Annotated in this window: 34 protein-coding genes; 5 read left to right on the plus strand and 29 right to left on the minus strand. The window is 72.4% G+C overall.

The window, feature by feature from the left end:
* Positions 1 to 40: 40 nt before the first annotated feature.
* The 8 genes from ABD323_RS12645 to ABD323_RS12680 form a co-directional block, all read right to left on the minus strand.
* Positions 41 to 412: a hypothetical protein gene (locus ABD323_RS12645; RefSeq protein ID WP_344441499.1), complete on the minus strand. Its 372-nt coding sequence runs from the start codon at positions 410 to 412 to the stop codon at positions 41 to 43.
* A gap of 129 nt (positions 413 to 541) precedes the next feature.
* On the minus strand, positions 542 to 1408 hold the full coding sequence (locus ABD323_RS12650; protein WP_344441500.1) for an Lsr2 family DNA-binding protein: 867 nt from the start codon (positions 1406 to 1408) through the stop codon (positions 542 to 544).
* A gap of 1 nt (position 1409) precedes the next feature.
* Positions 1410 to 1820, minus strand: coding sequence for a hypothetical protein (locus ABD323_RS12655; protein WP_344441501.1), 411 nt, complete (start codon positions 1818 to 1820; stop codon positions 1410 to 1412).
* Positions 1817 to 2038: a hypothetical protein gene (locus ABD323_RS12660; protein WP_344441503.1), complete on the minus strand. Its 222-nt coding sequence runs from the start codon at positions 2036 to 2038 to the stop codon at positions 1817 to 1819. Before ABD323_RS12660 ends, ABD323_RS12655 begins: the two co-directional genes overlap by 4 nt.
* Positions 2035 to 2316, minus strand: a complete 282-nt coding sequence (locus ABD323_RS12665; RefSeq protein WP_344441504.1) for a hypothetical protein — start codon at positions 2314 to 2316, stop codon at positions 2035 to 2037. Before ABD323_RS12665 ends, ABD323_RS12660 begins: the two co-directional genes overlap by 4 nt.
* A 141-nt stretch (positions 2317 to 2457) precedes the next feature.
* A complete protein-coding gene (locus ABD323_RS12670) occupies positions 2458 to 3201 on the minus strand; it encodes a hypothetical protein (protein ID WP_344441505.1) in 744 nt (247 codons plus the stop codon).
* Between the two features lie 34 nt (positions 3202 to 3235).
* Positions 3236 to 3379 carry a hypothetical protein gene (locus ABD323_RS12675; protein WP_344441506.1) on the minus strand — a complete coding sequence of 48 codons (144 nt, stop codon included), beginning with the start codon at positions 3377 to 3379 and terminating at the stop codon, positions 3236 to 3238.
* Positions 3380 to 3662: 283 nt separating this feature from the next.
* A complete protein-coding gene (locus tag ABD323_RS12680) occupies positions 3663 to 4049 on the minus strand; it encodes a hypothetical protein (protein WP_344441507.1) in 387 nt (128 codons plus the stop codon).
* Between ABD323_RS12680 and ABD323_RS12685 the strand changes: the two genes are divergently transcribed.
* On the plus strand, positions 4038 to 4319 hold the full coding sequence (locus tag ABD323_RS12685) for a hypothetical protein (protein ID WP_344441508.1): 282 nt from the start codon (positions 4038 to 4040) through the stop codon (positions 4317 to 4319). The two genes, ABD323_RS12680 and ABD323_RS12685, sit on opposite strands and share 12 nt — an antisense overlap.
* A gap of 140 nt (positions 4320 to 4459) precedes the next feature.
* On the opposite strand, the gene ABD323_RS12690 is transcribed toward ABD323_RS12685, so the two are convergent.
* The 5 genes from ABD323_RS12690 to ABD323_RS12710 all read right to left on the minus strand — a co-directional run bounded on the left by ABD323_RS12690 (position 4460) and on the right by ABD323_RS12710 (position 7124).
* Positions 4460 to 4954: a hypothetical protein gene (locus ABD323_RS12690; RefSeq protein ID WP_344441510.1), complete on the minus strand. Its 495-nt coding sequence runs from the start codon at positions 4952 to 4954 to the stop codon at positions 4460 to 4462.
* Positions 4955 to 5083: 129 nt separating this feature from the next.
* The gene (locus ABD323_RS12695) at positions 5084 to 5524 is read right to left on the minus strand and encodes an NUDIX domain-containing protein (RefSeq protein WP_344441549.1); all 441 of its coding nucleotides are present in this window, start codon (positions 5522 to 5524) and stop codon (positions 5084 to 5086) included.
* Positions 5525 to 5655: 131 nt separating this feature from the next.
* Positions 5656 to 5895 (minus strand): hypothetical protein, encoded by a 240-nt coding sequence (locus ABD323_RS12700; protein ID WP_344441511.1) that lies wholly within the window; start codon positions 5893 to 5895, stop codon positions 5656 to 5658.
* A 79-nt stretch (positions 5896 to 5974) separates the two neighbouring features.
* Entirely contained in the window at positions 5975 to 6694 is a 720-nt protein-coding gene (locus ABD323_RS12705) for a hypothetical protein (protein WP_344441512.1), read from the minus strand.
* A 73-nt stretch (positions 6695 to 6767) separates the two neighbouring features.
* Positions 6768 to 7124: an RRQRL motif-containing zinc-binding protein gene (locus tag ABD323_RS12710; protein ID WP_344441513.1), complete on the minus strand. Its 357-nt coding sequence runs from the start codon at positions 7122 to 7124 to the stop codon at positions 6768 to 6770.
* Between the two features lie 654 nt (positions 7125 to 7778).
* Here ABD323_RS12710 and ABD323_RS12715 point away from each other — a divergent pair.
* Positions 7779 to 8261 carry a WapI family immunity protein gene (locus ABD323_RS12715; RefSeq protein WP_344441514.1) on the plus strand — a complete coding sequence of 161 codons (483 nt, stop codon included), beginning with the start codon at positions 7779 to 7781 and terminating at the stop codon, positions 8259 to 8261.
* Here ABD323_RS12715 and ABD323_RS12720 read toward each other — a convergent pair whose 3' ends face one another.
* The 16 genes from ABD323_RS12720 to ABD323_RS12795 form a co-directional block, all read right to left on the minus strand.
* On the minus strand, positions 8262 to 8876 hold the full coding sequence (locus ABD323_RS12720; RefSeq protein WP_344441515.1) for a hypothetical protein: 615 nt from the start codon (positions 8874 to 8876) through the stop codon (positions 8262 to 8264).
* 128 nt (positions 8877 to 9004) lie between these two features.
* Positions 9005 to 9229: a hypothetical protein gene (locus ABD323_RS12725; RefSeq protein ID WP_344441516.1), complete on the minus strand. Its 225-nt coding sequence runs from the start codon at positions 9227 to 9229 to the stop codon at positions 9005 to 9007.
* A 32-nt stretch (positions 9230 to 9261) separates the two neighbouring features.
* A complete protein-coding gene (locus ABD323_RS12730) occupies positions 9262 to 9921 on the minus strand; it encodes a hypothetical protein (RefSeq protein ID WP_344441517.1) in 660 nt (219 codons plus the stop codon).
* A gap of 145 nt (positions 9922 to 10066) precedes the next feature.
* A complete protein-coding gene (locus ABD323_RS12735) occupies positions 10067 to 10531 on the minus strand; it encodes a hypothetical protein (protein ID WP_344441518.1) in 465 nt (154 codons plus the stop codon).
* 86 nt (positions 10532 to 10617) lie between these two features.
* On the minus strand, positions 10618 to 12756 hold the full coding sequence (locus ABD323_RS12740; protein WP_344441519.1) for an ArsR family transcriptional regulator: 2139 nt from the start codon (positions 12754 to 12756) through the stop codon (positions 10618 to 10620).
* 271 nt (positions 12757 to 13027) lie between these two features.
* Positions 13028 to 13423: a hypothetical protein gene (locus tag ABD323_RS12745; RefSeq protein WP_344441520.1), complete on the minus strand. Its 396-nt coding sequence runs from the start codon at positions 13421 to 13423 to the stop codon at positions 13028 to 13030.
* A 31-nt stretch (positions 13424 to 13454) separates the two neighbouring features.
* On the minus strand, positions 13455 to 14705 hold the full coding sequence (locus ABD323_RS12750; protein ID WP_344441521.1) for a hypothetical protein: 1251 nt from the start codon (positions 14703 to 14705) through the stop codon (positions 13455 to 13457).
* A gap of 22 nt (positions 14706 to 14727) precedes the next feature.
* On the minus strand, positions 14728 to 15273 hold the full coding sequence (locus tag ABD323_RS12755) for a hypothetical protein (protein WP_344441522.1): 546 nt from the start codon (positions 15271 to 15273) through the stop codon (positions 14728 to 14730).
* A gap of 205 nt (positions 15274 to 15478) precedes the next feature.
* Positions 15479 to 15748, minus strand: a complete 270-nt coding sequence (locus ABD323_RS12760) for a hypothetical protein (protein WP_344441524.1) — start codon at positions 15746 to 15748, stop codon at positions 15479 to 15481.
* A 264-nt stretch (positions 15749 to 16012) separates the two neighbouring features.
* Complete coding sequence (locus ABD323_RS12765) at positions 16013 to 17731, minus strand: DUF2637 domain-containing protein (protein WP_344441551.1); 1719 nt, start codon at positions 17729 to 17731, stop codon at positions 16013 to 16015.
* 139 nt (positions 17732 to 17870) lie between these two features.
* Positions 17871 to 18461 carry a hypothetical protein gene (locus ABD323_RS12770; protein ID WP_344441525.1) on the minus strand — a complete coding sequence of 197 codons (591 nt, stop codon included), beginning with the start codon at positions 18459 to 18461 and terminating at the stop codon, positions 17871 to 17873.
* Between the two features lie 106 nt (positions 18462 to 18567).
* Complete coding sequence (locus tag ABD323_RS12775; RefSeq protein ID WP_344441552.1) at positions 18568 to 18840, minus strand: WhiB family transcriptional regulator; 273 nt, start codon at positions 18838 to 18840, stop codon at positions 18568 to 18570.
* A 24-nt stretch (positions 18841 to 18864) separates the two neighbouring features.
* Positions 18865 to 19284, minus strand: a complete 420-nt coding sequence (locus tag ABD323_RS12780) for a hypothetical protein (protein ID WP_344441527.1) — start codon at positions 19282 to 19284, stop codon at positions 18865 to 18867.
* A 91-nt stretch (positions 19285 to 19375) separates the two neighbouring features.
* Positions 19376 to 19870 carry an ATP-binding protein gene (locus tag ABD323_RS12785; protein ID WP_344441528.1) on the minus strand — a complete coding sequence of 165 codons (495 nt, stop codon included), beginning with the start codon at positions 19868 to 19870 and terminating at the stop codon, positions 19376 to 19378.
* Positions 19871 to 20136: 266 nt separating this feature from the next.
* A complete protein-coding gene (locus tag ABD323_RS12790) occupies positions 20137 to 20337 on the minus strand; it encodes a hypothetical protein (protein WP_344441529.1) in 201 nt (66 codons plus the stop codon).
* Between the two features lie 106 nt (positions 20338 to 20443).
* Positions 20444 to 21298, minus strand: coding sequence for a hypothetical protein (locus tag ABD323_RS12795; protein ID WP_344441530.1), 855 nt, complete (start codon positions 21296 to 21298; stop codon positions 20444 to 20446).
* Positions 21299 to 21653: 355 nt separating this feature from the next.
* Between ABD323_RS12795 and ABD323_RS12800 the strand changes: the two genes are divergently transcribed.
* From ABD323_RS12800 to ABD323_RS12810, 3 genes are read left to right on the plus strand one after another with little or no spacing between them, the layout of a single operon-like run.
* Positions 21654 to 22466 (plus strand): GntR family transcriptional regulator, encoded by an 813-nt coding sequence (locus ABD323_RS12800; protein ID WP_344441531.1) that lies wholly within the window; start codon positions 21654 to 21656, stop codon positions 22464 to 22466.
* Positions 22456 to 22800, plus strand: coding sequence for a hypothetical protein (locus ABD323_RS12805; protein ID WP_344441532.1), 345 nt, complete (start codon positions 22456 to 22458; stop codon positions 22798 to 22800). Before ABD323_RS12800 ends, ABD323_RS12805 begins: the two co-directional genes overlap by 11 nt.
* Before the next feature lie 2 nt (positions 22801 to 22802).
* The gene (locus tag ABD323_RS12810) at positions 22803 to 23474 is read left to right on the plus strand and encodes a YdcF family protein (RefSeq protein ID WP_344441553.1); all 672 of its coding nucleotides are present in this window, start codon (positions 22803 to 22805) and stop codon (positions 23472 to 23474) included.
* Positions 23475 to 23517: the final 43 nt, after the last annotated feature.

The raw sequence follows: 23517 nt of genomic DNA on the forward strand, positions 1-23517 counted from the left end.
GGCCGCCAACGGGTTCAGGACTGCTTGGGCTGGAGGATGATCAGGCGTCCGACGCCACCTGGTGGGGCCTGGCCCAGCTGCGGTGCGGGTGGTCCGGGTCCCGGGGGAGGTGGACGTGCTGCTCGGGGGCGAGCGTCCAGTCGGCCCAGGGCAGGTCGGTGATGTGCGGGGAGAAGGCGAGACAGGTGGCGGTGGCGATGCGCGGCAGGAACAGGGCCATCCGCTGGCCGTAGGCGCCGGCGGCCTCGCTCCGGCCGCACGCGGGGTTGGACGTGGCGGCGTAGTCGCCGAGCGGGCGGCAGGCGGTGCCGGCCGGGCTATACGGTCGCTGCTCGTGCAGGCCCCACGCGGGGTCGAGCAGCGCGTCGTCCGGTGCGCAGTAGCCGATCACCACCTCGGAACGGCCGTCCACGGGCCGGGTCGTGGAGAGCAGCGCGTAGGCGCCTCAGTCAGGCCCGGCGGCGCCACCCGGCGCGGGACAGGGTGCCCCTGCCCGCGCCAACAACGTGGCCCGGCCGGGTGCCCGCGCGGGCCGACACGGTCAGCCGGCCTGGGCGAGCGTGTCGGGGTGGGCGTCGTACCAGGCGCGCAGCACGGTCTGGGGGATGACGCCGCGGTCGGCGACGGTGTGGCCGTGCTCGGCGGCCCAAATGCGGATCGCGTTGCGGGTGGCCTTCTCGGGGGGCTGCGGCAGGTCGCTCCCGCCCGCCGCTCCGGCCTTGGGGGTGGTCTTGGCGGCCTTGGCGTCGCGCAGGGCCTGCTCGGCGCGCTGCAGCTGGGCCTTGAGGGCGGCGACCCTGCCTTCGTGGGCGGCGACGGCGTGGTCGGCGGCGCGCTGGACGAGGAGCTTGTCGAGGGACTGGCGGGCCTGCTCGGCCAGGCGCTGGACCTTCGCCTGCGGGTGCTGCTCACCCCAGGCGAGGAGTCCGTCCACGGCGCTGCCGTGGGGCGAGGCGGGCTCGGCGGTGTCCGGGCGGTGGGCGATGAGGCGCCGGACGTCGCTCTCGTCCAGGCCGGTGGCGGCCAGGATCTTCAGCGGGCTGTCGCCCTTGGCGCGCATGGACAGGACGACCTCACGGGTCATCGGGTCCAGGTCCGCCAGGACGTCACCCTGCTCGGTCGGCTCGGTGGCGGGGCGGGTGTGGGACACGGTGGTGCCTCCGTTGTGGTGGTCGGGACGGCCTGCGGTGCCGGCCGCGGTGGCGACGTGCGGGGCGAGTCGGGCGAGTTCGACCTCGTCGTTCGGCAGGCCGAGCGCGGCCAGAAGCAGGACCAGGTCCTGCTCGTCGTGGGCGCTTCGGGCGGTGCGCACCGCGGCGTCGGCGTCCTGCCAGGCCGCGGTGGGGGCCAGGTCGATGCTCTCGGCGGCGATCAGGACGGTGGCCGGGTTGGCGGTGTCGGACGGCACGTCAGCCCGCCGTGGGGTGGGGCGCCGCGATGAACCTCAGGTCCCAGGACGCCAGCACGTACAGCTCCAGGATCTCCAGGAGCAGCTCGTCGATCTCGCCGTCGTCCCCGGCGTCCGCGTCGGAGACGCAGACCCGCGGCGGATCCGCGCGGCGGAGGTGGACAGCCAGGCGGCGCGCGGGCGCGTCGTCGATGTCCACGTCCGGGCGCAGCTCCCAGATCTGCCCGGGCGCGGCGAGGAACAGCGGGTCCCCATCGGTGGCGCGCTCACACGTCAGCCGCAGCGCAACGTCCTCGGGCAGCAGGTCCTCGCGCTGCAGCCCGGAGGCGATCTGTCGGATGACGGTGGCGGCCAGGTGCGGGCCGAGGATCAGGCCCAGGGGCACGGTCTGGCCGTGGTCGTCGGTGCTCATGCTGCGCTCTCCCTCGGGCTGGGCGTGGCGGTGCGGGTGGTGGGGCGAAGGGCGGCGAGGAGTTCGGTGCGGTGCTCGGCCGCGCGCGGGTCGGGCGTCACGGCGGCGAGGTTCCGGACTGCGGCAGCTCGGCGGCGGCCCGTCGCGAGGGCGGGGCACTGGGGGACCAGCTCGGCGAGCAAGCGCTGGTCCAGCGCGTCGGGCAGCTGGCCGGTCACCGGACGCTGGCCTTCGGGGCGCGGGGCAGGACCGGGGCCAGCAGGAGTCGGTGGAGCAGCGAGGCGTCGTGGCTGGCGTGGGTGGCGGGGAGCCCGCAGTTCCAGCAGTCGGCCTCGGGGCCGGCCCAGGCCGTGGAGCAGGGGGCGCAGGCGTAGCGCGAGCGGTGCGGGCGCGGGGCCAGGCAGCCGATCGAGCGGATCGTCAGCGCCGCCTGGCGGCGCTGGTCCGAGGAGGGGGTACGGGGAGGAGCGGGACGGGTGAGGAGCGCGGTAGCCATACTGAGCTGTTCCTTCGGTCTCGTGTCGGAGGGAGTACTCGGGGGCGGCCGGTCGGCTGTGGAGGCAGGTTCGGTCGTACCCGAGAGCGGCTGAGGCCCGCCCGACGTGGTCGCCGGGCGGGCCTCAGTGCTGGTGGTGAGTCAGAACGGGCGGTTGTCCCTGGCGGTGGTGGGCTTCGGGTCCCTGTCCCAGGGGGCGCCGTCGAACGGCGGGCGCGGCCGCGGCGGCGTGGTGCCGAGGCAGCGGTGCCGGTAGCCGCCCTCGAAGGTGAAGCCGCGGCCGCCGCATGCACAGGTGGCGTCGTGGGCCTGGTGGTAGCAGCCGACCAGGCAGTCGACGGGTTCCTGGTGGACCGGCACGTAGATGCCGTCGCCCTGGTCGTCCCAAGTCATGATCTCCATGACCTCGCCGGTGCCACCGCACCCACCGACGCAGTCCGCGTCGTGCGGCTCGTCCGGGCACGGGGAGCCGTCCTGGTCGTAGTCGGCCTCGCCGAGCACGACGGCGGCCTGGCGCAGCAGCAGCTCAGCCTCGCCGAGCCAGTCGGCCAGCTCGCGGTGGCCCGCAGCGGCCAGGTCGGTGTTCAGGTCACGGAGCAGGTCCGTCAGGAAGAAGCAGGGGGCCTGCTCACGCAGGGCCTCCAGCACCTCGGTCGGGTCCGACCAGTCGCCGGAGGCGAGCCAGTCGTGCAGGTGCTCCACCTCGCCGCTGATCAGGCGCGGACGGTGCTTGCCCTGGTCCGGTTGGCTGGTCGGCTCGGCGGCCTCCGGGGCGAGGGTGAGAGCGGGAGGCGTGGTGCTGCTGCCTCGCCGCAGGCCTACGGCGAGGCCGGCAGCGGCCATTGCGGTGACCGCGCAGGCCGAGGCCAGAAGGGTGGGTCGCATGGTGTTCGTCCTCCGAGGGCTGGTCGTGTGGCGGTCAGGTCCAGGTGCTGGTGAGGTTCTCGCTCCACCCGGTGTCGGTGTCGGCCGGGATCTCGTCGACGCGGGCGAATCCCTCGCCGAGCAGCTGCGCGGCGAGGGGCAGGAGGCGGTGCTGCTCGACCAGAACGTGGTCGGGCACGACGCGCTCTCGGGCGGTGTTCCGCGCCCGGCAGAGCTCGAGGTCGGCGGTGAACAGCAGCGCGCCGGTCAGGCGCAGCCGCTCGCGGATTACATCGCGCGGCGATGCGCGGCCAGGGCGGCCATCAGCGCGGTGACAGCCTGGCCCGGCTCGCGCCGCTGCTCCTGGGTGGTGTCGGCGGCCCGGTCGGCGCGGGCGGCCCGTTGCTGGAGCAGCGCGGCGCTGAGCGTTCCGGCCAGGGTGCCGGCGACGCCGACGATGGCGAGGACGAGCTCGTCGGCTATCAGGCCGCCCGCCCGTGCGGCCAGTCCGCGCTGTCCTGGGCCTGGGCGAGGTGGGCGGCCGCGAACTCGAGCAACTGCTGCTGGTGCTCGCCGCTCGCCGCCGCGATGGCCCGCAGGTACTGGCTCGCCGCACGGAGGTGTCCGCCAGCCTCGCCGAGACGGGTGTCCACCAGCAGGAGGGCGGCGTCGCGGACCAGCGTGGTGAACGCGGCCAGGGTGCGGGCGGTGCGCTCGTCGGAACCCGCCAGGTCGGCCAGCGCGCGGGAGTGGCGGCCGGTCAGCGCCTGGATGGTTACCGGTTCGGTGGCCTGCTGCGGTAGTTCCCGGGCGGGGGTAGTGGGGGTGAGGTCGTTGCAGTAGACCTCCACCAGGTCGTGTCCGGGCACGTTGATCCGGCCGGCGACGGCCACCGGCTGCCCGACCCGGACGAAGTCGCGCTCGGCAGCGGCATCCAGGTGCGCGGGAAGTTCTTGATCTCGATCTGTCCGGTGGTGTCGGTGAGCGTGAGGGTGGCCCACTCGGAGCCGGCCCGGTTGGCGTGCCGGCGGGCCTGGGTGATGGTGCCGACGAGCCGGACCTCACCCTCGCTGCTGCCCGAGGTGCGCAGGGCGGCGATGGTCGGGCTGGTCGGCATCGGAGCGGAGAGAACGGCCTGAGCGATGATCACGTGGTCCTCCAAGGGGGTGTTCGGTCTCGGCCGGGCGGCCGCGCCGCTCACCGGGCTCGCTCTGGCACCCGGCTGGTGGCCGGGCGGCCGTGCGGGGTCCGGTGGGCGGCGTGAGCGCCCGGGACGGGATCAGCGGGACAGGAGGAGAGCAGCGGCCGTTTCGCAGCCGTGATGGAATGCCTGATCGAGCTCAAAGGACCCGCAGATCGGGGACAGGAGCTCGTAGAAGGAGCCCTTGCCGGTGGCCTTGGCCAAGCGGGCCAGGGGGAGTCGCCTGTCCGCGACGTAGTGGGTCGCAAACGAGACGGCCAGGGCGGCGGCAACACGGCCGGGCCCCAGGTGCAGGCCCAGCAGCCGCGAGCCGATGAGCAGGGCGCCGGCCTGGGTGGCGGTGTAGGTCGCGCAGTGGTGGAGGCAGGCGAGCTGGCCCTCGCGGGTGCCGTGCACGGTCTCGGTGCCGGCCTCCTCGTCGCGGTCGACGACGGGGTTGGTGTCGGTGGCGCCCTTGATCCGGGCGCAGGTGTCCGTCTGGACCCACATATCACCGATCGCAGCAGCGGCCCGCAGGAGGGCATAGCCGGTGGCGAAGCGGGCGGCGCGGTCAGTGGCGGTGATGGTGGTCACGGTGGTTCTCCAACCGTTGTTGGGGTGGTGTCCGGCCGGGTGGCCGCGCCGCGCACCATCGCGCCCCGCAGGCCCGCCTGGGTGCCGGGGGCGGCGGGGCGCGAACCGGTGGGCAGGGTCAGCGCCCGGTCAGGCGGCGGGTCCGGTGGCCCTCTCTCCGCGCAGGGCCGTGGCGAGGATCGCGGCGTGGTCGAACGCCAGCTGCGCCGGGAGGTCGTCGCACGGCCACCAGCGGGCGGTGCGGGCGTCGTCCCCGGCGACGATCGCGGTGTCGTCCGGGACAACAGCGAGGTAGGCGACGGTGACGTACCGGCCGCGGGGGTCACGGCCAGGGGTGTCCCAGGTGCCGAGCTGGAGCAGGTCCGCGGTGTCCACCCGCACGCCCGTCTCCTCCTCCAGCTCCCGGCCGGCCGCCGCGCGGCTCGTCTCGCCGGGGTCCACGTGACCGCCTGGCAAAGCCCAGGCGCCCTCGAACGGGGGCCAGTCGCGCTCGATCAACAGGACGCGGCCGTCTGGCGTGGTGGCGACCACGTCGGCGGTGTAGCGGATGGGCTCGAAGGCCTCGATCATCGAGTTCTCCCGAGTAGGTGTGGCGTGTCCGGCCGGGTGGCCGCGCCACGCACCATCGCGCCCCGCCGTCCAGGCCTGGGCGGCACGGAGACGGGGCGCGATGGTGGGCAGCGTCAGTGCCCGGACGTGGATCAGCTGGCGAGGTGCCACAGGAAAAAGGCGATCAGACCGAGAAGGACGAGCAGGAGCTGCGGGGAGATGCCGCGGGAGCCTTCGAGTTCCTTGATCTCGGCGTAGATGGCGTTGACCTCCTTAGTCATGCCGTCGTGGGCCGCGGTGCCGGGCGGCAGGTTGCCGAGGACGGCGGCGCGTTCGGCCATGAGGGCGCGCAGTTCGGTGAGGCGGGCGTCGCGGGATATGGCCCAGGTCATTGGGGGTTGGTCCTCTCGTGGCTCGGCGGTGCGGGCCGGGGCCGCGGTCGGCGGCCCCGGCGGGACTGGTGTCGGTGGGTCAGTCCTGGTCGCCGTCGCCGCCTGCGAGGCGGCGGCCGTTGATGTCGACCTGCAGGCGCTGGACGTCGACGACGACGGCTTCGATGCGCGGCTCGGGCACCTGGACGGTGACCGGGGCCGGGAGGGTGGTGGGCTGGGCAGGAGGCTCGTTGACGACGGTGAGGTGGGTGGTGATCCAGCTGCCGGTCAGGGCCAGGGCGGCGAGCACGGCCCAGGCGAGGGCGGCCAGGCCAGCGGCGACGGGTCGGGCCTGGGTGTTGGTGCCGGACCAGACCATGCCGACGGTCAGCGCGCCGAACACTGCGGCGCCGAGCTGGACGCCGACGGTGGCGCCCTGGCGCAGGGCCCGGATCAAGATGACGGCGCCAGCCAGGGCCCAGGCGGTGTAGAGGGTGCGGGGTCCGGCGGCAAGGCCCGTGTTGTGCTGCGCGAGGTAGGCGTGGATCGGGGTGTTGATCGTGCTCCACAGTCGGCTCGCAGGGATCGTGGAGTGCTCGGGCTGGGTGATCCAGTGCAGGGCGTGCACCACGTACGGGCCGAGCGCGAGAACCAGCACCGTCAGGACGGTCAGCACTCCGATAACGATCCCGGCGATCTCCGCGGGGCCGAGGTTGCCGTAGGCGTTGCGCAGCGGGCTGGTGCGGGGGTCGTGCCAGGTCAGGTCGGTCTCCTCGGCGTCGGGGCGGGTCTGCTCGGGGGTGGGGTACGGCTGGGACATGGCGCTGACTCCTTGTCAGGACAAGCTGGCGGCGGCCGCTGCTCGGGGCGGTCGACGCAGAACGGCGGGACGGTCAGACAGCGGTGGTGAGGGCGGCGAGCTGGTCGCGTTCGGTGTCGGTGAGGTCCGCGCAGGGCAGGCAGCTGCCGATGGTCTTGAGTGGCAGGCAGTGGTCGTAGCGGGTGCGGCACACCGGGCAGGTCTGGCGGGCGGCCATCGCCCGGTCCAGGGCGGCGGCGCGGCCCGGCGTCATCGCCCGTACGGGCAGCGCCTGGTCGACGCGGTATAGGAAGCCGATGCGCTTGCCGCGCCGGCATACGACCTGGGCGGCTGGTCCCTGGCCTCCCGGGCGAGAAGAGGGCGAGTTCGCAGAATCGTGAAGGGGGAGGCCCGTGAACCCGCCTGCTGGTGCAGTCAGATGGGTCGTCATGCAGACGGGTTCGCGATAGCTGGCAGGCGGTCGAGGAGAATTGGAGGTGCGACGCCCATGGATCTGCGACTACAACAGGTCCCATGACGGTCTTCTACTGCTCCAAGTGCAGCATCGCGCTCACGCCGGACTTGACGGCGCCGTCCAGCGTCCCGATCGTCCCGGACCTAGACAGTGCTCGGCCCAAGGGAGCACGCCAGGCGTCTCCGACCGTGCCTCGGGGGCACTATGCACTCGAGGGCGAGCCGTGGGGGGCGCCTTTCGTCCGGCAGGAAGACCAGGACAACCCGGTACCGGGCTTTCCCCGAGGACCTCTCATGGCCACCGAGGAAGGCTTCGTAGTCTCGGCTGGCGTCCGTAGCACGGTCGTTGTCCACCCCGATGACGTGCCCGACCTGCAGCCGCTGCCAGGATGGGAGAGCAGCACCGGTTGCTGCGGCCCGAACGGGACCGAAGGACTCAACCGGGCCTGCCCGTGTGGGGTCCGGATCGCGACTCTCGCTGCAGACTGCTCCGGGCCATACGAGCTGCACCTTGACCCGGTCCGGACATACGCCTTCGACGGGCAAGGCACGGCGTCGGACACCGAGGACCGATCCAGGTGATCATTTAATGCGCCGCACTGAGCTGCGGGAGCCATGACATCCTGTGGCCGTGCTTTTGAGTGATCACGCGAGCAGTGTCGAACTCCGCCCGCTGCGCTATCAGTTCTCTGCGCTCCGAGGCGACTCCTACGAAGACAACTGGCTGGTCATCGGTGGATCGGTGGCCACTCCTGAGGGCAGTTGGTCCTTTGCCGATCCATGTCTGCTGACCCATGAAGCCCGTCAGGTGTCCGCGTGGCTGAGGGCGGTGGCCGCCGGGACAGTGACGGTGACCGGGCCCGATGCCGAAGGCTGGCTGTCTCCGGACACATGGTTCGTCGAACCGGTCCTTGCTGTAAGCCTCGCTGATCGAAGCGACAGCGGGGCAGTAATTCGAGTTCACCTGTCCCTCGAGGCCGCACCCCCATGGCAGCAGAAGGATGACGGGGCGGACATCTACCAGTACTTCGTTGAACTGCGGGTGGACACTGCAGCACTGCTTCACGAGGCTAACCAATGGGATCTTGCTCTGAGCTCCTTCCCGGCTCGCTGATCAGCGCAATGGCTTGGCGGTGCGCTCAGGGTGAGCGGCTTGGACGTACCTCACCGCAGTGACCTCGCTGATCCCGAAGAGCCGGATGAGGTGGAGCGGGTCGGCTGTGAGCTGGGCTTCGTGGAAGATCCGGTCGATACGGACCTGTCGGGGGTTCAGCCCGAGCTGTTCGAAGATGTTCTTGATCGTGCCTCGGGAGGTCCCCGGGCCGTTGGCGTCCATGGCGGTGATCTGGTTGACGATCAGGTGCGGGTTGCTGGAGAACGGCCACCGGCGGTGCCGCTCTCGCAGCCAGTCAGCTGCCAGTCCGTGGGTGACCTCATCGAGGTAGACGACGTGGCGGATTCCGGGGCGTCGAACGGTGAGGCGGCCTTTCGCAGTAATAGCCAGAATCCCCCGGGGCTTGCGTAAGGCAAGGATGCCGCCGGTGGCCTGCTGGCATGCACCGATCCTCGCTTCCAGTCCCTCCAACGAACCCGCACGGACTCCACTTAGGCCCATCTCGCGTAGTTGGCGGCGGGTGGCCAGGAGGGTCCTGGCCGGGCCCTTACGCCAGGGGTAGGTCGGCGTGCCGCCGTGCCGCTCGCCGATCGGGTCGAGGTCGAAGGCGCGCACGAGGGGCCCTCCGGTCAGTCGCGCTTCTCGAAGCAGCCGGTCCCGCCCCCGGACACGCCGCCGCCCACCCGGCCGGGGCGTGGCGGGGTGGGCGGTGTGCGGCTCGGGGGCGAGACCGGTCGGCCGGGTCAGGAGCCTTCGGCGACCGCTCGGGGCCGGTCGGCTTCGGCGCTGGCAGCGGCGCGGAGTTCCCGGACGATGGGGCCCGCGGTGCACCAGAGCGGGTCTGGGTCCTTGTCAGGGGTCGGCGGTTCAGCGTCGGCGGGCAGGTAGACGCTGGGCAGGTCGTCGTCCCACAGCGGGGCGGGACGGCGGTTCAGGAAGTCGAGCAGGCGGGCGAGTCGCAGTCGCACGGGGCGTTTCCTTCGGTGGGTGTCGGGTGGGTTCAGCCGTTGTTGTTGGTGATGGAGCCGCGCCAGCCGGCGGACTGGCGGCCGATGTGGGTCTGGTGGGTGCGGTGGACCAGGGCCAGGACCGTGCCGGTCGCGCTGGCGCCGTCGCCGCTCGCCGTCGTCCCGGAGGTGGTTCCGGCGGCGACGGAGCGCAGCTTGCCGAGAACGCCGGCCACCCCGAGCACGACGGCGGCGACGAGGACGGCGGCCCATTTGAGGAGGTCGCCGAGCTCGCCGGCGTGGGGGGCGACCTCGGCCACGGCGGCGCCCAGCATCCACACCGCGCCGCCGGCCGCGAGGGAGGCGATGGAGCCGTAGAGGACGTACTGGCGCACCGCGAGCGACAGGCCCGGTTCGGCTACCGGCTGCACCGGGGTGGTGGGCCCGGGCATGCGGATGGCAAGCGCTGCGGTGAGCTCGGCGTTCAGGCGGGCGGTGGTCGCCTCCAGCGTCGCGACCGGGTCGTGAACGGGGATGGCTTCGGCTTGGCCGCCAACGAGGCCGGGCACGCAGGTGGCCTCCCGGGACTCCGGATTCAGCGGGATGGCGACGACCTGGCCGTTCAGGGTCGCCGGCAGGTAGCCGGGCTCCAGGAGGATGACCTGCTGGTCGGCAGGCTGGCCGGTGATGGGGAGGAGACGGAGGTCGGTCACGGCGGGGCTCCTTGGGGCTGCGGGACGGGCCGGGAGGCGGTCGGGCGGGGGCGCCGGGCGCCTTCTGGGGCTGCCGGACCGGCCCGGTGGCGGGCAGGGCCGGCGGCCCTCGGAGAGGCCGGGAGAGGGGGTTGGTGAGGCTTGGTCAGGTGGTGCGGGGGCGGCGGTGGAGCTCGGTGACGGGCCCGTGGCGCAGGCCGTACGGCCAGCTCTGCAGGCTGGAGTCGGACACGGCGAGGACGGTCTCGACGGAGCCCTTGCGGCCGGTGAGGGCCAGGACCTTGAGCAGGTGGGCGGCTTCGTCCTGGCACAGGACGGGCTCGGCGCCGTCGATGACGATGCGGATGCGCGGCTCGGCCGCGGTGGGCTCGTGTTCGCGGCCGCGGCCGAGGCGCTCGGCGGCGATGGCGGCGGCCTCGGTGAGCAGCTGCACGGCCTGGTCGGCGCCGACGGTGCGGTCCAGGCCGGCCAGGCGGCTGCCGCCCGGTTCGATGCCCCAGATGGCGACGGTCGGGCCGCAGGCGCGCTTCTCGGCGGCGATCAGCTCCTCGATGGTGTGGGACTTTTTGCCGGAGCCGGTAGGGCCGACGATCAGGTGGGGGACGGGCACGGTGGCCTTCTCTCTGGTGTGAAAGGACCGTGCCTGCCCCACGGTGGCGGGGCAGGCACGGTCCGGGTCGGGTTGGTGAGGGTGGGTCAGGCTGCGGCGAGCTGGGCGGAGCCCCACTTGCCGTGGCCCAGGTCGCGGGCCTCGCCCCTGTCGGCGGCCTTGCGCAGGGTCTGGGAGACCGTGGAGGGCGAGACGCCGAGGTGGGCGGCGATGACGCCGCTGGTGCACTCGCCGCGCTCTTCCAGGTAGGCGAGGATCGCCCGCTTCTTCTCGCCGCGGGCGGGGGCGTTGTTGGCGGAGACCAGGTTCGCGAACTCGGCTGCGGACGCCGAGCTGGCCTGGGCGGGGATGCGGTCGGCGGGCTTGGCCATGGCGACCTTGCCCGCCTTGCCGCCGGTCGTGCCGGCCTGCTGCACGGCCGGTGCGGCGCCGGCCTTCTCACCCTCGCCGTCGAAGGGGGTGTCGACACCGGGCACCTCGGGCTGCTCGCCGCGGCGGCGCGCGGCCAAGCGCTCGCGCCACTGGGTGTAGGCCGTCCCGCACACCTCGCGGGATTCCTCGCCCAGGGTGCCGGGCTGGCCGCCCTTGGCCCAGCGGGTCGCTGTCTCCTTCTTCTCGGGCCGCCAGCCACGGAAGACCGCGGCGCGGGCTTCCACGGACTTGATGAACCCGATGCCCGTGGTCGTGGAGCCGGGCAGGCCCGGCCAGGTGGTGGGCAGGTCGTTCGGGTCGGCGGGCAGGTTGATGACGTGCCCGGCCGAGCGCTCGGTGGTGCGCAGCGCGATGATGTTGCCGCTGGTGAGCGGCTGGCGGAGCTTGGGGGAGCCGACGGAGTCGAGGGTTGGCAGGTGGGTGATCAGGCGCAGCTTGATGCCGCACTTGCGGCCGAGGATCGCGAGGCGGACCGCGAGGTCGATGGCTTCGGGGTAGGCGCCCCAGACGTCCTGCCATTCGTCGATGGTGATGACGAGCAGCGGCTCCTCGACGGTGGGGACGAAGTCGGTCTCGCCGTACATGAGGTCGCCGTCGGCATCGGTCCAGGTGGCGAACGCGGATGCTTTGGAGCGGCGGTCGAGTTCGGCGTCGGCGGCCAGCAGCATGGCGAAGCACTCGTCGACGCCGGGGGCGAAGTAGTCGAGGTAGTCGCACCAGTAGCCGAAGCTCTTGCCGAACTGGGGGTCGCCGCCCCAGGAGCAGATCAGTCCTTTCGCCCAGCGTTCGATGGCGAAGAGGCTGGTGACGACACCACTCTTGCCGGAGCCGGTGGCCCCTGAGATGTGGTCGTGGACCGCGCCCCAGCCGGGGCGCCACATTTGGTAGAGGGCGGGGCTGCCGTCGATGTGCGGGCCCAGGGCCGCGATGCCGGTGGTGGTGTCCAGCGCCGTCTCGACGGGGCAGTGCGGGACCTCGATCAGCGGGTTCGTCTCGTAGACGAGCAGGGTGGCCTTGTCGTTGGTGCCGTCCGCGGGGGCGTCGACCGCGACGGAGGCGACCGGGACGCCGAGCGCTCCGGCGATGCGGCCCGACATCATGCGAGCGTCGCCGGTGGTGTGCCGCTCCGCGTCGAGGATGATGTCCGCGGCCCAGGCGCCCTGCACGTCCAGCTCGCGGACGTTCGCAAGCACCGAGCCGGGCAGCGCGCCCCGGCTGGAGCCGACCTTCGCCGCCCAGCGGGCCGCCTGCAGCGTGACGTCCGCCTCGGCCGGCTCCTGGGCCGCGCGGATCCGGCGGCGCCACCACCACGGTGCGGCGGTCACGGGCAGCCAGGCGAACCAGAGCCAGCCGGCGATCGGCGCCTGGAACGGGCCGGTGTGCAGGAACGGCATCGCAGTGAGCAGCGTGCCGGCCGCCGCCGTGGCGGCCGAGGTACGCAGCAGCTCGCCGCGGCGCATCGGCCGGTCCGGCGGAGTCGGCAGCGCCCGGTGGGTGTGCAGGAAGCGGGCGACCTTCGCGGTGTAGGGCTTCTTCCTGCGCCAGGCCCGCAGGCCGGCGACGCCGGCGGGCAGCGCCAGGTCAGCAGCCAGGGCGCCGTAGCCGCCGTGCGGGGCGAGCACCAGGGCCTGGCCGTAGGCGGCGAGTGCGGCCGCACTGTAGAGCGGGGCGAGGTGGCGGCGGTGGCGCCAGGCCTTGCGGTAGGCGCCGCGGGCCAGGCGCACGGACAGCGGGCCGCCTACGGGGGCGGTGGTCGTGTCCGCCCCGGGCGGGGCGGCGGCGGTCTTGCTCACGGGTGGTCCCTTCAGGGCCGAGCGGGGCGGGGCGAGGTGAGGGCGGGGCGGGGTGAAGGCGGGGTCAGTAGACGGGCGAAACGATGACCAGCCCGAAGAGCGCACGTGCGTACGGCCACCCGGTGGCACCGAGCGCGGCGAACGAAGCGCCTCCCTTCTGGTTGGAGCTGGCGCCGGGGGTGCGGCACCTCGGCCGGACACCCGACCGCCCGCCCCCGGTGGTGCGCGGGGGCGGGCGGTGCGGTGTGCGACCGGGATGCGACACCCGGGGTCAGAGCCGGTTGTTGTAGGCCTCCCGGTTGGCGGCCGGCACCGGCGCCGAGGCCACAGCGACGTCGATGCCGCTGTGGCGCTGCTGGATGTTGCGGCCGGCCTGGTGGGCGGCGGTGTTCAACTCGATCGCCGAGTTGGCGGCGTCCATCACGGCGGTGGCCTGCCCGATGAGCGCCTGCCCGACCTGCTCCATGTCGCCGAGCGTGAACGGGTCGAACCCCAGGGCGCGCAGCGAGTGGTAGACGCGGTCGGCGTCGGCGACCTTGGCCGTCACCCGCTCGAACCGCTGACGGGCGGCCAGTTCCTCGGCCGCCGTCGCAGCGGCCAGTCGGGCCAGGGACTCCAAGACCTGGCGGTAGCTGATCTCTGCCGGTCGGCGGCTGATCTCTCCCATGTGGGCTGCTGTTCCTCTCGGTCTGCGGCGGTCAGTCGCCGTAGGTGGTGGACTCGGCCATCTCGACCGGAGCCGCGGCCGCGGCCTCGTTGATCGCGCCGTGACGGAACTGGACGTTGTGCCCCGACGCCGTCGCGTTGTGCGCGGCCAGCTCCGAGGAAGCCAGGTCCTTCTCGCGGGTGGCCCGCAGGTGGCCGAGCTGGTCGACGATCGCCGCCAACTCGCCCAGCGTCTTCGGGTCGTACTTCGCACCGGCCGCCGCCGCATAGGCGGCCTCGGCCTTGGCCTGCAGGTCGGAGATCCGCGTGACCGCGGCCTGGGCGTCCTCCATCTCCAACTGCGCCCAGCCGTGCATCTGACGCAGCCACAGCTGCAGGGAGTCGACGCCGTTCACCTCAACGGTGGCGGTGCCGGCCGAGGCGGTGGGCAGGTTGGTCATGCTGCTCCTCGGGGTTGCGGCCCCGCCGGTGGCGGGGCCGGGCGGGGCGGGGATGGGCGGTGCGGGGGTGGGCAGCGCCGGGTCCTTGACCAGGCGCAGGCCCGGTGCGGCCGGGGCCTGGGGCTCTGCCCGGCTGCTGGGCGCGCCCAGCAGGTCGTCCCGGAAGAGCCAGTCCGGGAGGTCCTCCAGGGGCTCGTCCGGTGGGAAGAGCCCGGAGGGCGCCCGTGCGGGGGCCGGTCCGTGTCCAGTCGGTGTTGCCGGCCCGGGGCCGCCGGCGGTGGGCCGGTGGGTCGGTTTGGGCGGCACGGGCCGGGCCCCGGCGACGGTCGCGCCGGCGGGCGGGGCGGGGTCGGCGACGACGTGGACCCGGACCGTGGCGTCGGTACTCGCAGCGGCGCCCGCCGCCTTCGCCTCGGCGATCTTCTCCGTGCTCGGCGCGGTGGGGCCGCCGGTGTTGACCACCTCGTCGTCCTCGACGATCTCCGCATCGAGGATCTCCGGGTCCTGCGGGGTCTGCGGCGCGGTCTTCGCCGGCGCCGTCTTCTGCGCGTCGACTGTCGTCTTGCGTTCGGCCTTGGCCGCCTTCACCGTCGCGCGGCGCTCGCTGATCGCCGTCTTGGTCTCGGGCCAGGCCTTGCGCCAGCCCTCCTTCGCCCCCGAGCTCCAGGTGTAGACCCGGGCAATCGAGTTGATGGCGCCCTGGGTGGCCTTCCTGCCGGCTTGCGTCCGATCGATCGGCTTGGGCGCCTTGGGGGTCTTGGTGTGCTGCTGGGCGGTCGCGTGCCCGGCGGTGATGCCACCGCCGAGCGCGTACGCGAGCGCCATCATGATGAGGATCTCCATCAGGCTCTCCCCTTCTCTTCCGCTACTTCGTGGCGAAGGCGCTGGCGACCACGTGCGCCACCGTGGTGACAACCCAGGTGACCGCCACCGCGGCCGCGTGCCCGACCGGGCCGGGGATCGCCGCGAGCAGGGACGGCACCGCCAGTGCCAGCGCCAGCGTCCGGGTGCCGGCCTCGTCGTCCCGCACGTCACGCATCAGGATCACCAGCGCCGCCCCCGAGACCAGGAACCCGACCCCGTCCCCGACCCAGGCCCGCAGCCAGGACGCGACCAGTTGGTTCGCCCAGGTACTCAGCTCGTTGATCAGGTGACCCAGCCCGGTACCAGCCACACCGGCCCCACCGGTGAGGAACAAGGCCACGTGCAGGCGCGGCATCTCCAGCTTGGAGAGCACGCTGTTCAGCGTCTGCGACACGGCGCCGCCGCCCCGGCCCCCGCCACCGCGGTGGCGCTTGCCCATCCCCGCCGTCACCGTGGACCCGGCGGTGGCGAGCACCTGCAGCGCCACCGACACACCCACGCTCAGAACGCCGACACCGGCGCTCACCAGACCGTCGACAACTGCCATGACCGTCCCCTCCCAAGGGGCTCGTGGATCAAGAAAAGCGACCGGCCGACGGCCGGTCGCGACACTCCCTCAGGCCACTTGCCATCACAGGCAGTGACCCCGTACTCTCGCGTGCGCGCACGCGCGCCCCTACGCGTTACGGGTCCGCACATTCACGCTCGGACGTGAATTCGGGATCGTGAAATTCACGAACCCCCGGCAGCAGCTACGGGTTGTGACCGACCGTCAGACGCGTCGACAGCTGCCGCAGTACCGCGGCCAACTGCGCCCACTCCCCGTCCCGGGCCGCCTCCGGCAGGCCCCCGATCACCCGCCGCACGATGTCCCACTCGGCCTCCGCCGAGGCCTTCGCGCCGCCGGCCACCGCCCTCGACCGCAGCCGCACCTGGTGCGCCGCGACCCGTCTGGCGCTCTCCTCCGAGCGCTTCGTCTCCCTCTTGCGCCGCCAGGCCGGCGGCTGCGCGGGACTGCTCACTGCTCCCCTCCGAACGGGAATCGGGCCACCCGACACCAGCCGGGCAGCGTCCTCGGTGTCGGCCGGACGGCCGTGACCGCCCCCGCACCCACCTCTTCGGATGGTCGGGAACGGCTACGAACAGCCGGACGGGACTGCTGTTGTGACGTGCTGTTTCGCCCCCGCTCAGCGCGGTGGGCGTGGTTGGATGAAGGCCCGGACGGGGGCGACATCAACGCCCCCGTCCGGACTGCTCTCCCACCACTGCCACGCTCCGGCCGCTCTTCAGAGCAGGTGACCGTGGTAGCCGGCGGCGAGCAGCTCGCCGGCCTCCTGGCGGTACTCGGAGGCGGTGGCGGAGGAGGAGACAGCCAGCTCGGCCATGATCTGCGCGAGCGGCAACTGCTCGGGGTCACGATCGGGCGTCGTGAGGATCATCCGGGCGACCTTGCGCACCGCCCGCTCGCGCGGCTTCAGCTTGGCGACGTCCTCCGCTTCGACCGCGCGACGCTCGATTTCGGCAGCGGCCCGCCGCGTTTCGGCAGCAGCCCGCTCGGCTTCGGCAGCGGCCTTCTTCGACTCCTCGGCGGCGGCAACAGCGGCCTGCCGGCGCGCCTCCTCCTCCGCCGTCCTGCGGTTCGTTTCGGCAGTGACACGCCGCGTTTCGGCAGCGGCCTCCTCCCTTTCGGCAGCAGCCCTATCCGCTTCGGCAGTGGCCCGGCGGGCCACCGCGATGGTCTGCGTGTCGATCGCGCGGGCCTCCGCCGCGGCGACCTTGTCGGCCTCCGCCGCCGCCCGACGCTCCTCCGCCGCGAGCCGCTCGAGTTCCGCCGCCTCCCGATCGGTGGCGGCCTGCGCCCTACGCTCGATCGCCTCCTGATGCTCGGCGGCCGCCGTGCGGGCCCGGGCCTCGGCCATCACCGCAGTCTCCAGCGCCTGCTCCTCCAGCGCGGCAGCCCGCTCGGCCGCCGTGACCTGCGCCCTGGCGTGAGCCCGGGCCTGCCCGGTCTCGCCCTCCACCTGCGCCCGGACCGTCTCCACCTGACCCTGCGCCCGCAGCGCCTCGGCCTGCGCGTTCGCCTCGGCGAGCTGGCGGCGGGTCTCGGCCTCCAGGCGCCGGCGCCCTGCCTCCTCCTGACGCTCCTCCGCCGCGCGCTCCTGCTCGTCCGGCATCGCAAGCGCCTGGGCGACGGTGTAGCCGTAGGGAGCCATCGTCATCGGCAGCCGCTCGTCCTCGGTGGCGTCCCTCAGGTCGCCGCCGTGCTTGCGCTTGAGCCACAGCTCATAGGCGATGAGCTCCTGGTCACGGCGGACCATCTCCGGGTAGGAGGTGATGCCGTACAGCCGCATCCGACGGTAGAACTTCGGCGTGGCCCGCGGCGAGAGCAACCAGCGGTGCAACGGCACCTTGTCACTGGCGGTCCCGGCCTCCAACTTGGCCTTCTGAATGACCAGACGACGCGCGGCCTCGACCCCGATGACGAACAGGAACGGCATCGCGCCGTGCGCCACCGCCCGCACCGGATCAGCCGCGATGGCACCCTGCGAGCTCGCGTTGAACCAGATCGTCGCACCGGTCATCGTGTGAGCGGCCAAGCGCAGCACCGGCCACGGGGTGCCCTTACGGACCAGATACAGGTCCAAGGCCAGGAACGCCACGATAGAGGCGTCCACACCCACCGGGAACCACGGCGCCAACTGCGCGCTGAAGCCCCAGGAGTGCAGCGCCACGGCGGACAGCGTGTCGTAGGACATCGCGAATCCGATGGCCCCGACGAGGATCCCGCCGACGGCCGCCACGCCCGTCAACGCGAACATGAGGATCTTCATCGCGCGGCCGGCGCCGGGTGCTCCCGAAGCGGCCGGCGCCACTCCCGAAACGCTGCCGAGTGCCCCCGAAACGGGTTCGGGCGCGGGCGAAACCGGCTCGGCCGGGCGCGAAACGAAGCCCGGCGGGGACGGGTCGGGATCGGTCGGGGCCGCGGTACGCGGCCAGTCGGTCATGGTCACGATGGCCTCCAGAAGGCTCGGTTCAGATGGTGCCGAAACGGCGACCGGTACTCCCGAAACGCGATCACGCGCTTGCGAACCGGCCGCCGCTGCGGGCGAAGGAGAGGCAGCCGGGCCCGAAACGCGGCCTCGGTCAGCGAGTCGGGGCGTTCTGCACTACGGCGAGGGCGAACTCGATCGCCTCGGCCCAGCGGCCCAGCACGTCCGGCTCGCCGGTGGCCTCCACCGCCTGGAGCCGGCTGGTCAGCGGGCTGAGGCCGGCCTCCGCGGTGCGGTGCACCTCGTCGGGGTAGGCGAAGTCGGCGGCCAGGTCGGCGAGCAGCTGGCGGATGCCGGTGTTGATCCGCGTCGCCAGCAGACGCTGCGCCTGCCGGTCGACGACCTGCTGCCGGCCGGACCGCAACACCGTGCTGGTGACACGAAGCCGGGTCCCCTCGGCGAGCTCCTCGACCAGGACGAGCAGGCCGGCGCGGCCCCGGGCCAGGTCCAGGTGCTCGTGCAGGTCGGCGATCTGGGCGGCCGGGACCTGCAGGCTGGGGCGCTGGGCGTCGTTGAAGGCGCGCTGGGCGTCGGTGGCCTCCACCTGCTTCTCCTTGCGGGCGGTGCGCCAGGCCAGGCGCCGGGTGGGCTCGTCCAGCCAGCGGCCCAGCTCCACCAGCTGCTCCAGCGGGTCCGAGGTGTGCTCCAGGCCGAGGTACGAGGCCATCCAGGTCGGCTTGCTCACGGGGTCCTCCTATATAGGGGAGAGGGGGCGGGTGCGTCAGGCACCGTCGAACGCCCCCGCGCCGGCGGTCCGGGGCGGGGGCGAACGACAGCAACCGCTGCAGGGGTCAGTTGGTGCGGGCGCGGTTGCGGGCGGCGCGGCGCTTCATGGCCCGCCTCTCGTCCTCCGAGAGCCCGCCCCAGACGCCGGCGTCCTCACCGGTCGTCAGGGCCCAGGTGAGGCAGTCCTCCAGCACCGGGCATCGACGGCAGACCGATCGGGCTTCCTCGATCTGCAGCAGGGCCGGGCCGGTGTTGCCGATCGGGAAGAACAGCTCCGGGTCCTCGTCGCGGCACACCGCGCGCATCCGCCAGTCGGTCTCGGCGGCGGTCGTGGTCATGGTCATGGTGCGGGCTCCTCTCGGTCAGCTGATCTGGGCGGTGCGGGCGAGCTCGCTGAAGGCGGCGACGGTGGCCGGGTGGGCGGCTTCGTCCAGGACGTGGCGCTGCTCCAGGAGCGCGCCGCTGGCGGCCGGGGCGGCCAGCGTGTGCTCGGCCCAGAAGGTCAGGGCGGCGGCGCCGGGCTCGGCGAGGACGCGGTCACGGCGCTCGTCCCAGGCGGTGCAGTGCGTGCGGATCCGGGTCTCGCCCAGGGTGCGCACGCTGATCTGCCAGGGCGACTCGGTCCGGATGGCGAGGACCTCGTACACGTCGTTCCAGTAGCCGCAGCGGTAGATGCCGCCGACCTGCTGCGGGCCGAGCTGGCGGACGACGTAGCGGCGGTAGGCGGCCTGCTCGCGCCGGGCCTTGACGGTCGATCCGGTGGTGCTGGTGTTCTGCTTCATGACGGCCTCCGGCCGGGAAAAGTTCACGAGCGGGCCCGCTGCGCCCGGGCCGAGGTCCGGGGCGCAGCGGGCGCGGGGGAGCGGCGGTCGGTCAGCCGGCCGCGGGGATGCGGCAGCGGATCCGCTTGCCGATCGGCGAAGGCGTGACGGTCCAGCCGGGGGCGAGGATGTCGAGGAGGACCAGGCCGCGGCCGGACTCCGCCTCGTCGCTGTCGGGGGCGGTGCCGGTGCGGCGCGGGCCGGTGCCGAAGAGCGGGTCGTGGACGGTGACGACCGCGTCGTTCTCAGCGCGGTGGACCTCCACGACCAGCGGGGCGTGGGGCCCGCAGGCGCGCACCGCGTTGCCGAGCAGCTCGGACAGGACCAACTGCGCGGACTCGGCGGTCTCCAGGTCGACGCCGCGGGCGACCAGGACGGTCAGCGCCAGGGCCCGCACGGTCTGAACGGTGTCCTGGTCGGCCGTCAGGTGGGCGGTGATCCCGCCCAGGCGGTGCACCAGGTACAGGCCCGGGCGCGGGGCAGGCAGGATCGGCTCGGTCGCGGTCAGGTCGGGCGCGGTGCCGGTGCCGAAGACGGTGACGGCCATCACCGGCCACCTCCCCGGGCCCTGCGCAGTGCCTCGTCCATGTCGGGGTCGCTGTCGCCGGGCGCGGTGTTCAGCAGCGCGGGGCATGCGATGATGTTGTGCAGCAAGGTCGTTGCCTCCAGTTCAGGCGACGTGGACGGCCCCGGGAGAGCGAATCCCGGGGCCGTCGCTGTTGGCGGGGGGCGCGGTCCTGCCGTCCCCCCGCCGTCGCCGCACCGGGTTCCGGGGCGGCGGCGACGGGCAGCGTCGCAGGAGAGATGCGCTGATCAGGCAGCGGCGAGGACGGCCAGCCGACGGGGCCGGTAGCGGGGGCCCGAGCGCAGCGGGCTCGCGGCGGCGACCAGCCTGTCCTCGGTCGGGGTACGCCGCTGGTCGACGATGGCGGTGCCGGCCGGGCGCGGCTCCGGCGTGGTGAGCGCCCGGATGAGCAGCGGGAGCAGCTCGCGGGAGATGGTGGCGTAGCGCACGGAAAACCTCCGGGATGCGAAGCGGCGACCCGGAGATTCCGGGCCGCCGCGGGCTGATGGAGTGCTGTTCAGTTCTGGAACCGGGCCGGGCCCGGCGTGGTGCTAGTCAGGCGGAGAGCCGCTGGCGCTTCCGGATGGGGTTCTCGTCCAGCACGTCCTCCGCGCTGCGCACCGCGCCGATCGGGCGGGCTCCGACCGGCACCGCCGCGCCCTGGATCGGCTCGACGAGACGGCCGGTGATGTGCTGGGCCCGGCGGCGCTTCGCGAGCAGGAAGTCCACCTGCGCGTCCGGCCACTCGGCGGCGCGCTGCTTGAGCTGCTCCTTCGCCTGGCGGCGCTCGGCGAGCTGCTGCTCCTCCTCGCCCCGGGCCTGGGCGGCGCGGCGCTCCGGCTCCTGACGCAGCAGCTCGAGGTAGGTGACGGCCAGGCGCTCGCCGTCGGGGCAGTGCACGACGCGAAGCTTGCCGTCCTTCTTGCCGGTGGTGCAGGCCGCGCACCGGGTGCGGTGCGTCTCGTAGGTGCGGCGGGCGGTGTCGGCGGTCGGTGCGGCCGGGGTGAGCTGGTGGAGTGCCGGCGGCTTCGGGGTCGGCACCTTTCGCAGGACCTTGGTCGGCCGGCGGGCGGCGGCGTCGACGCTGGCCTCAACCTGCTGCTCCTGCAGCCGAACCAGCGTCACGTCGATGGTGACCAAGCGGTTGGAGTTGCTGCAGCGGCGGGCACCGGGGGTGCCGGCCTTCGCGGTGTGGTGCGGGGAGAGCTTCCAGCGCTTGGTGCCCTTGTCCAGGGTCAGCGGGCACCAGGTGTCGCAGGCCGGGCAGGCCAGGACCTCGGCGCGGTGGGTGAGCTGGACCATGGCGGGCGGGAGCTGCGACACCAGGATCGGCGGCTTGCTGGAGACGTTCGTCGTGCGGGTCCGGCTCTTGCGCTGCTGGGCGGTGGGGATCGCGGTCGAGGTGGTCATCAGGTGCTCCTCGTCTGTGCGGAGGGAGATGAGGGCCGCGTTGCGGTGCGCTCTCCGCTCCCCAAGCCGCACGGGAATCCCGGCGCCCTGGGGAGCGGACAGCGCATCAGCACTGCTGCGAGGCAGTCGCATGGGTTTGGTGGAGCTACCCGGCACCCGAATTGTGGGCGGCGACCTGCGGTTTCGTGCTGGCAGCGAACTTCACCAACTTCACTGGTGAAGTTCGTCACGGAATGAAGGTACGCAGCGACCCTCAGTCGAGTCAAGAGCTTCACTGGTGAAGTCTGAAGATTTTCACCAGTGAAGTAGCACCAGGATCACTGGTGAAATGTCGAAAGTGAGCTAACCTAGCGCCATGACGACACCGCCCGACCCGCGCCCGGCATCCCAACGGATCGCCGATGACCTGCGGGCTGCCATCGACTCGGGCGACATCGCCCCTGGCGAGAGGTTGCCGACAACCAGGCAGCTCGTCGCGCGCTACGGCGTCACGGCGGAGACGGTGCGGCAGGCCGTCCTGCGTCTGAAGTCCGCCGGCGTCGTCACGAGCCGTCAAGGCGGCGGCGTGTACGCGCGTGAGCAGCTGCCGCTGAAGCGCCTCGGCATCCAGCGCTACGACAAAGCCAAGTGGCGCGACCGGGGCGAAGTAGCCTTTATCGCCGACCGGGTCGTCAGCGGCCGCGAGTACAACCGGAACGACCAGACACAGGTGGTTTCCCGCCTCCCAGCGTCCCGGGCCGTCGCGGCGGGACTCGGCGTACCTGAAGGAACCGAGGTCGTCAGCCGGGCTCGCTTGGTCAAGGAGGCGGGGGTCCCTACGCACACGCTGACTAGCTACTACAAGGTGCAGCATGTCGAGGGCACACGATTGGAGGACCCCACCCCGGGTCCGGCAGGCAAAGGCGGCGGTTTCGGAGTGTTCCTCGAACTGGGCCTGGAACCACACCAGATGACCGAGGAGCTCTACGCGCGGATGCCGACGCCGGCCGAATCTGCGGAGCTCGAACTGCCTGCTGGGGAGCCCGTCATGGTGCTCCACCGAACGACTTACACCGCGGACGGCACTGTGATCGAGTACGCGGTCGGCGTGCACTCGGCCAGCCGCTTTTCGTGGGAGTACAACTTCCTCATCCCAGACTCTGCAGCAGGAGACTCGCATGCCCAGTGAAGCCCGCCCGCGCGCCATCGACACGGCAAACATTGCAACGCCTACAGACGTGCCGCCAGCCGCGCTCATCTCGATGGCTCACCGTCGAGACACCCACCTCGCGCGTGCGCTCGGTCGTCGGCAGGACCTCGGCTCCACGACCGCAGCCGACCCTCTCGCAGCTCTAGCGCTTGGGGTCGCGATCACTCGGGAGGTCCTGCAAGAGCAGCGCCTGCTCGTCCAGGCCGCAGTAGAGCGGGGATGTTCCTGGGAAGAGATCGGCTGCGCTTTGGATACACCTGCAGCCACAGTCAAGGATGCGTTCACCAGCTCGACAGACAAGCAGGCCAAGTGATGATGGACACGCGCACGGGCATCTCCCAGGGTGCCTGGGACGATGCGCAGTTGCTGTGGGACTACCACCAGCTTCACCACACGATTCGACCGTGCTCGGTGATCATCGGTCTGGGCAGCCACGACCTTGGCGTGGCCACGCACTCTGCGCAGCTCTACTTCGAGAAGATGGCACCGCTCATCGTCTTCAGCGGGGCCAACAGTCCGACCACCGTGGACCGCTTCCCCCGCGGGGAAGCGGTCCACTACGCGGAGCATGCAGTATCGCTCGGCGTTCCCCGCTCAGCGATCCTCTTGGAGACGCATGCGACCAACACCGCCGAGAACTTTCGGTTCTCGCGCGAGGTTCTGCAAGCTGCGGGTACACCCGTCACCTCCATCCTGCTCGTTTCGAAGCCGTACGAGCAGCGTAGGAGTCTCGCCACCGCAATGAAGACGTGGCCAGAGGTAGATGTGGTGTGCGCTTCTGAATCGATGACCCTGAGCGAATACGTGGACCGGATCGGAAGCGTCAAGACTGTCGTAGACATGTTGGTTGGAACTCTGCAGCGTCTGGTTGAGTACCCGAAGAAGGGGTTCATCGTCGACCAGGACGTCCCCGTCGAGGCTGTCAGCGCCTTCCAGCGGCTGCGAGACGGCGGGTTCGACAGCCGGGTGATCCGTCCAGCCCTCTGACGAATGAGGCATGACTTGTCTGACTGTCAGAGCTTCGTCATCC

This window comes from Kitasatospora nipponensis (assembly GCF_039528135.1).
Lineage (GTDB): Bacteria > Actinomycetota > Actinomycetes > Streptomycetales > Streptomycetaceae > Kitasatospora > Kitasatospora nipponensis.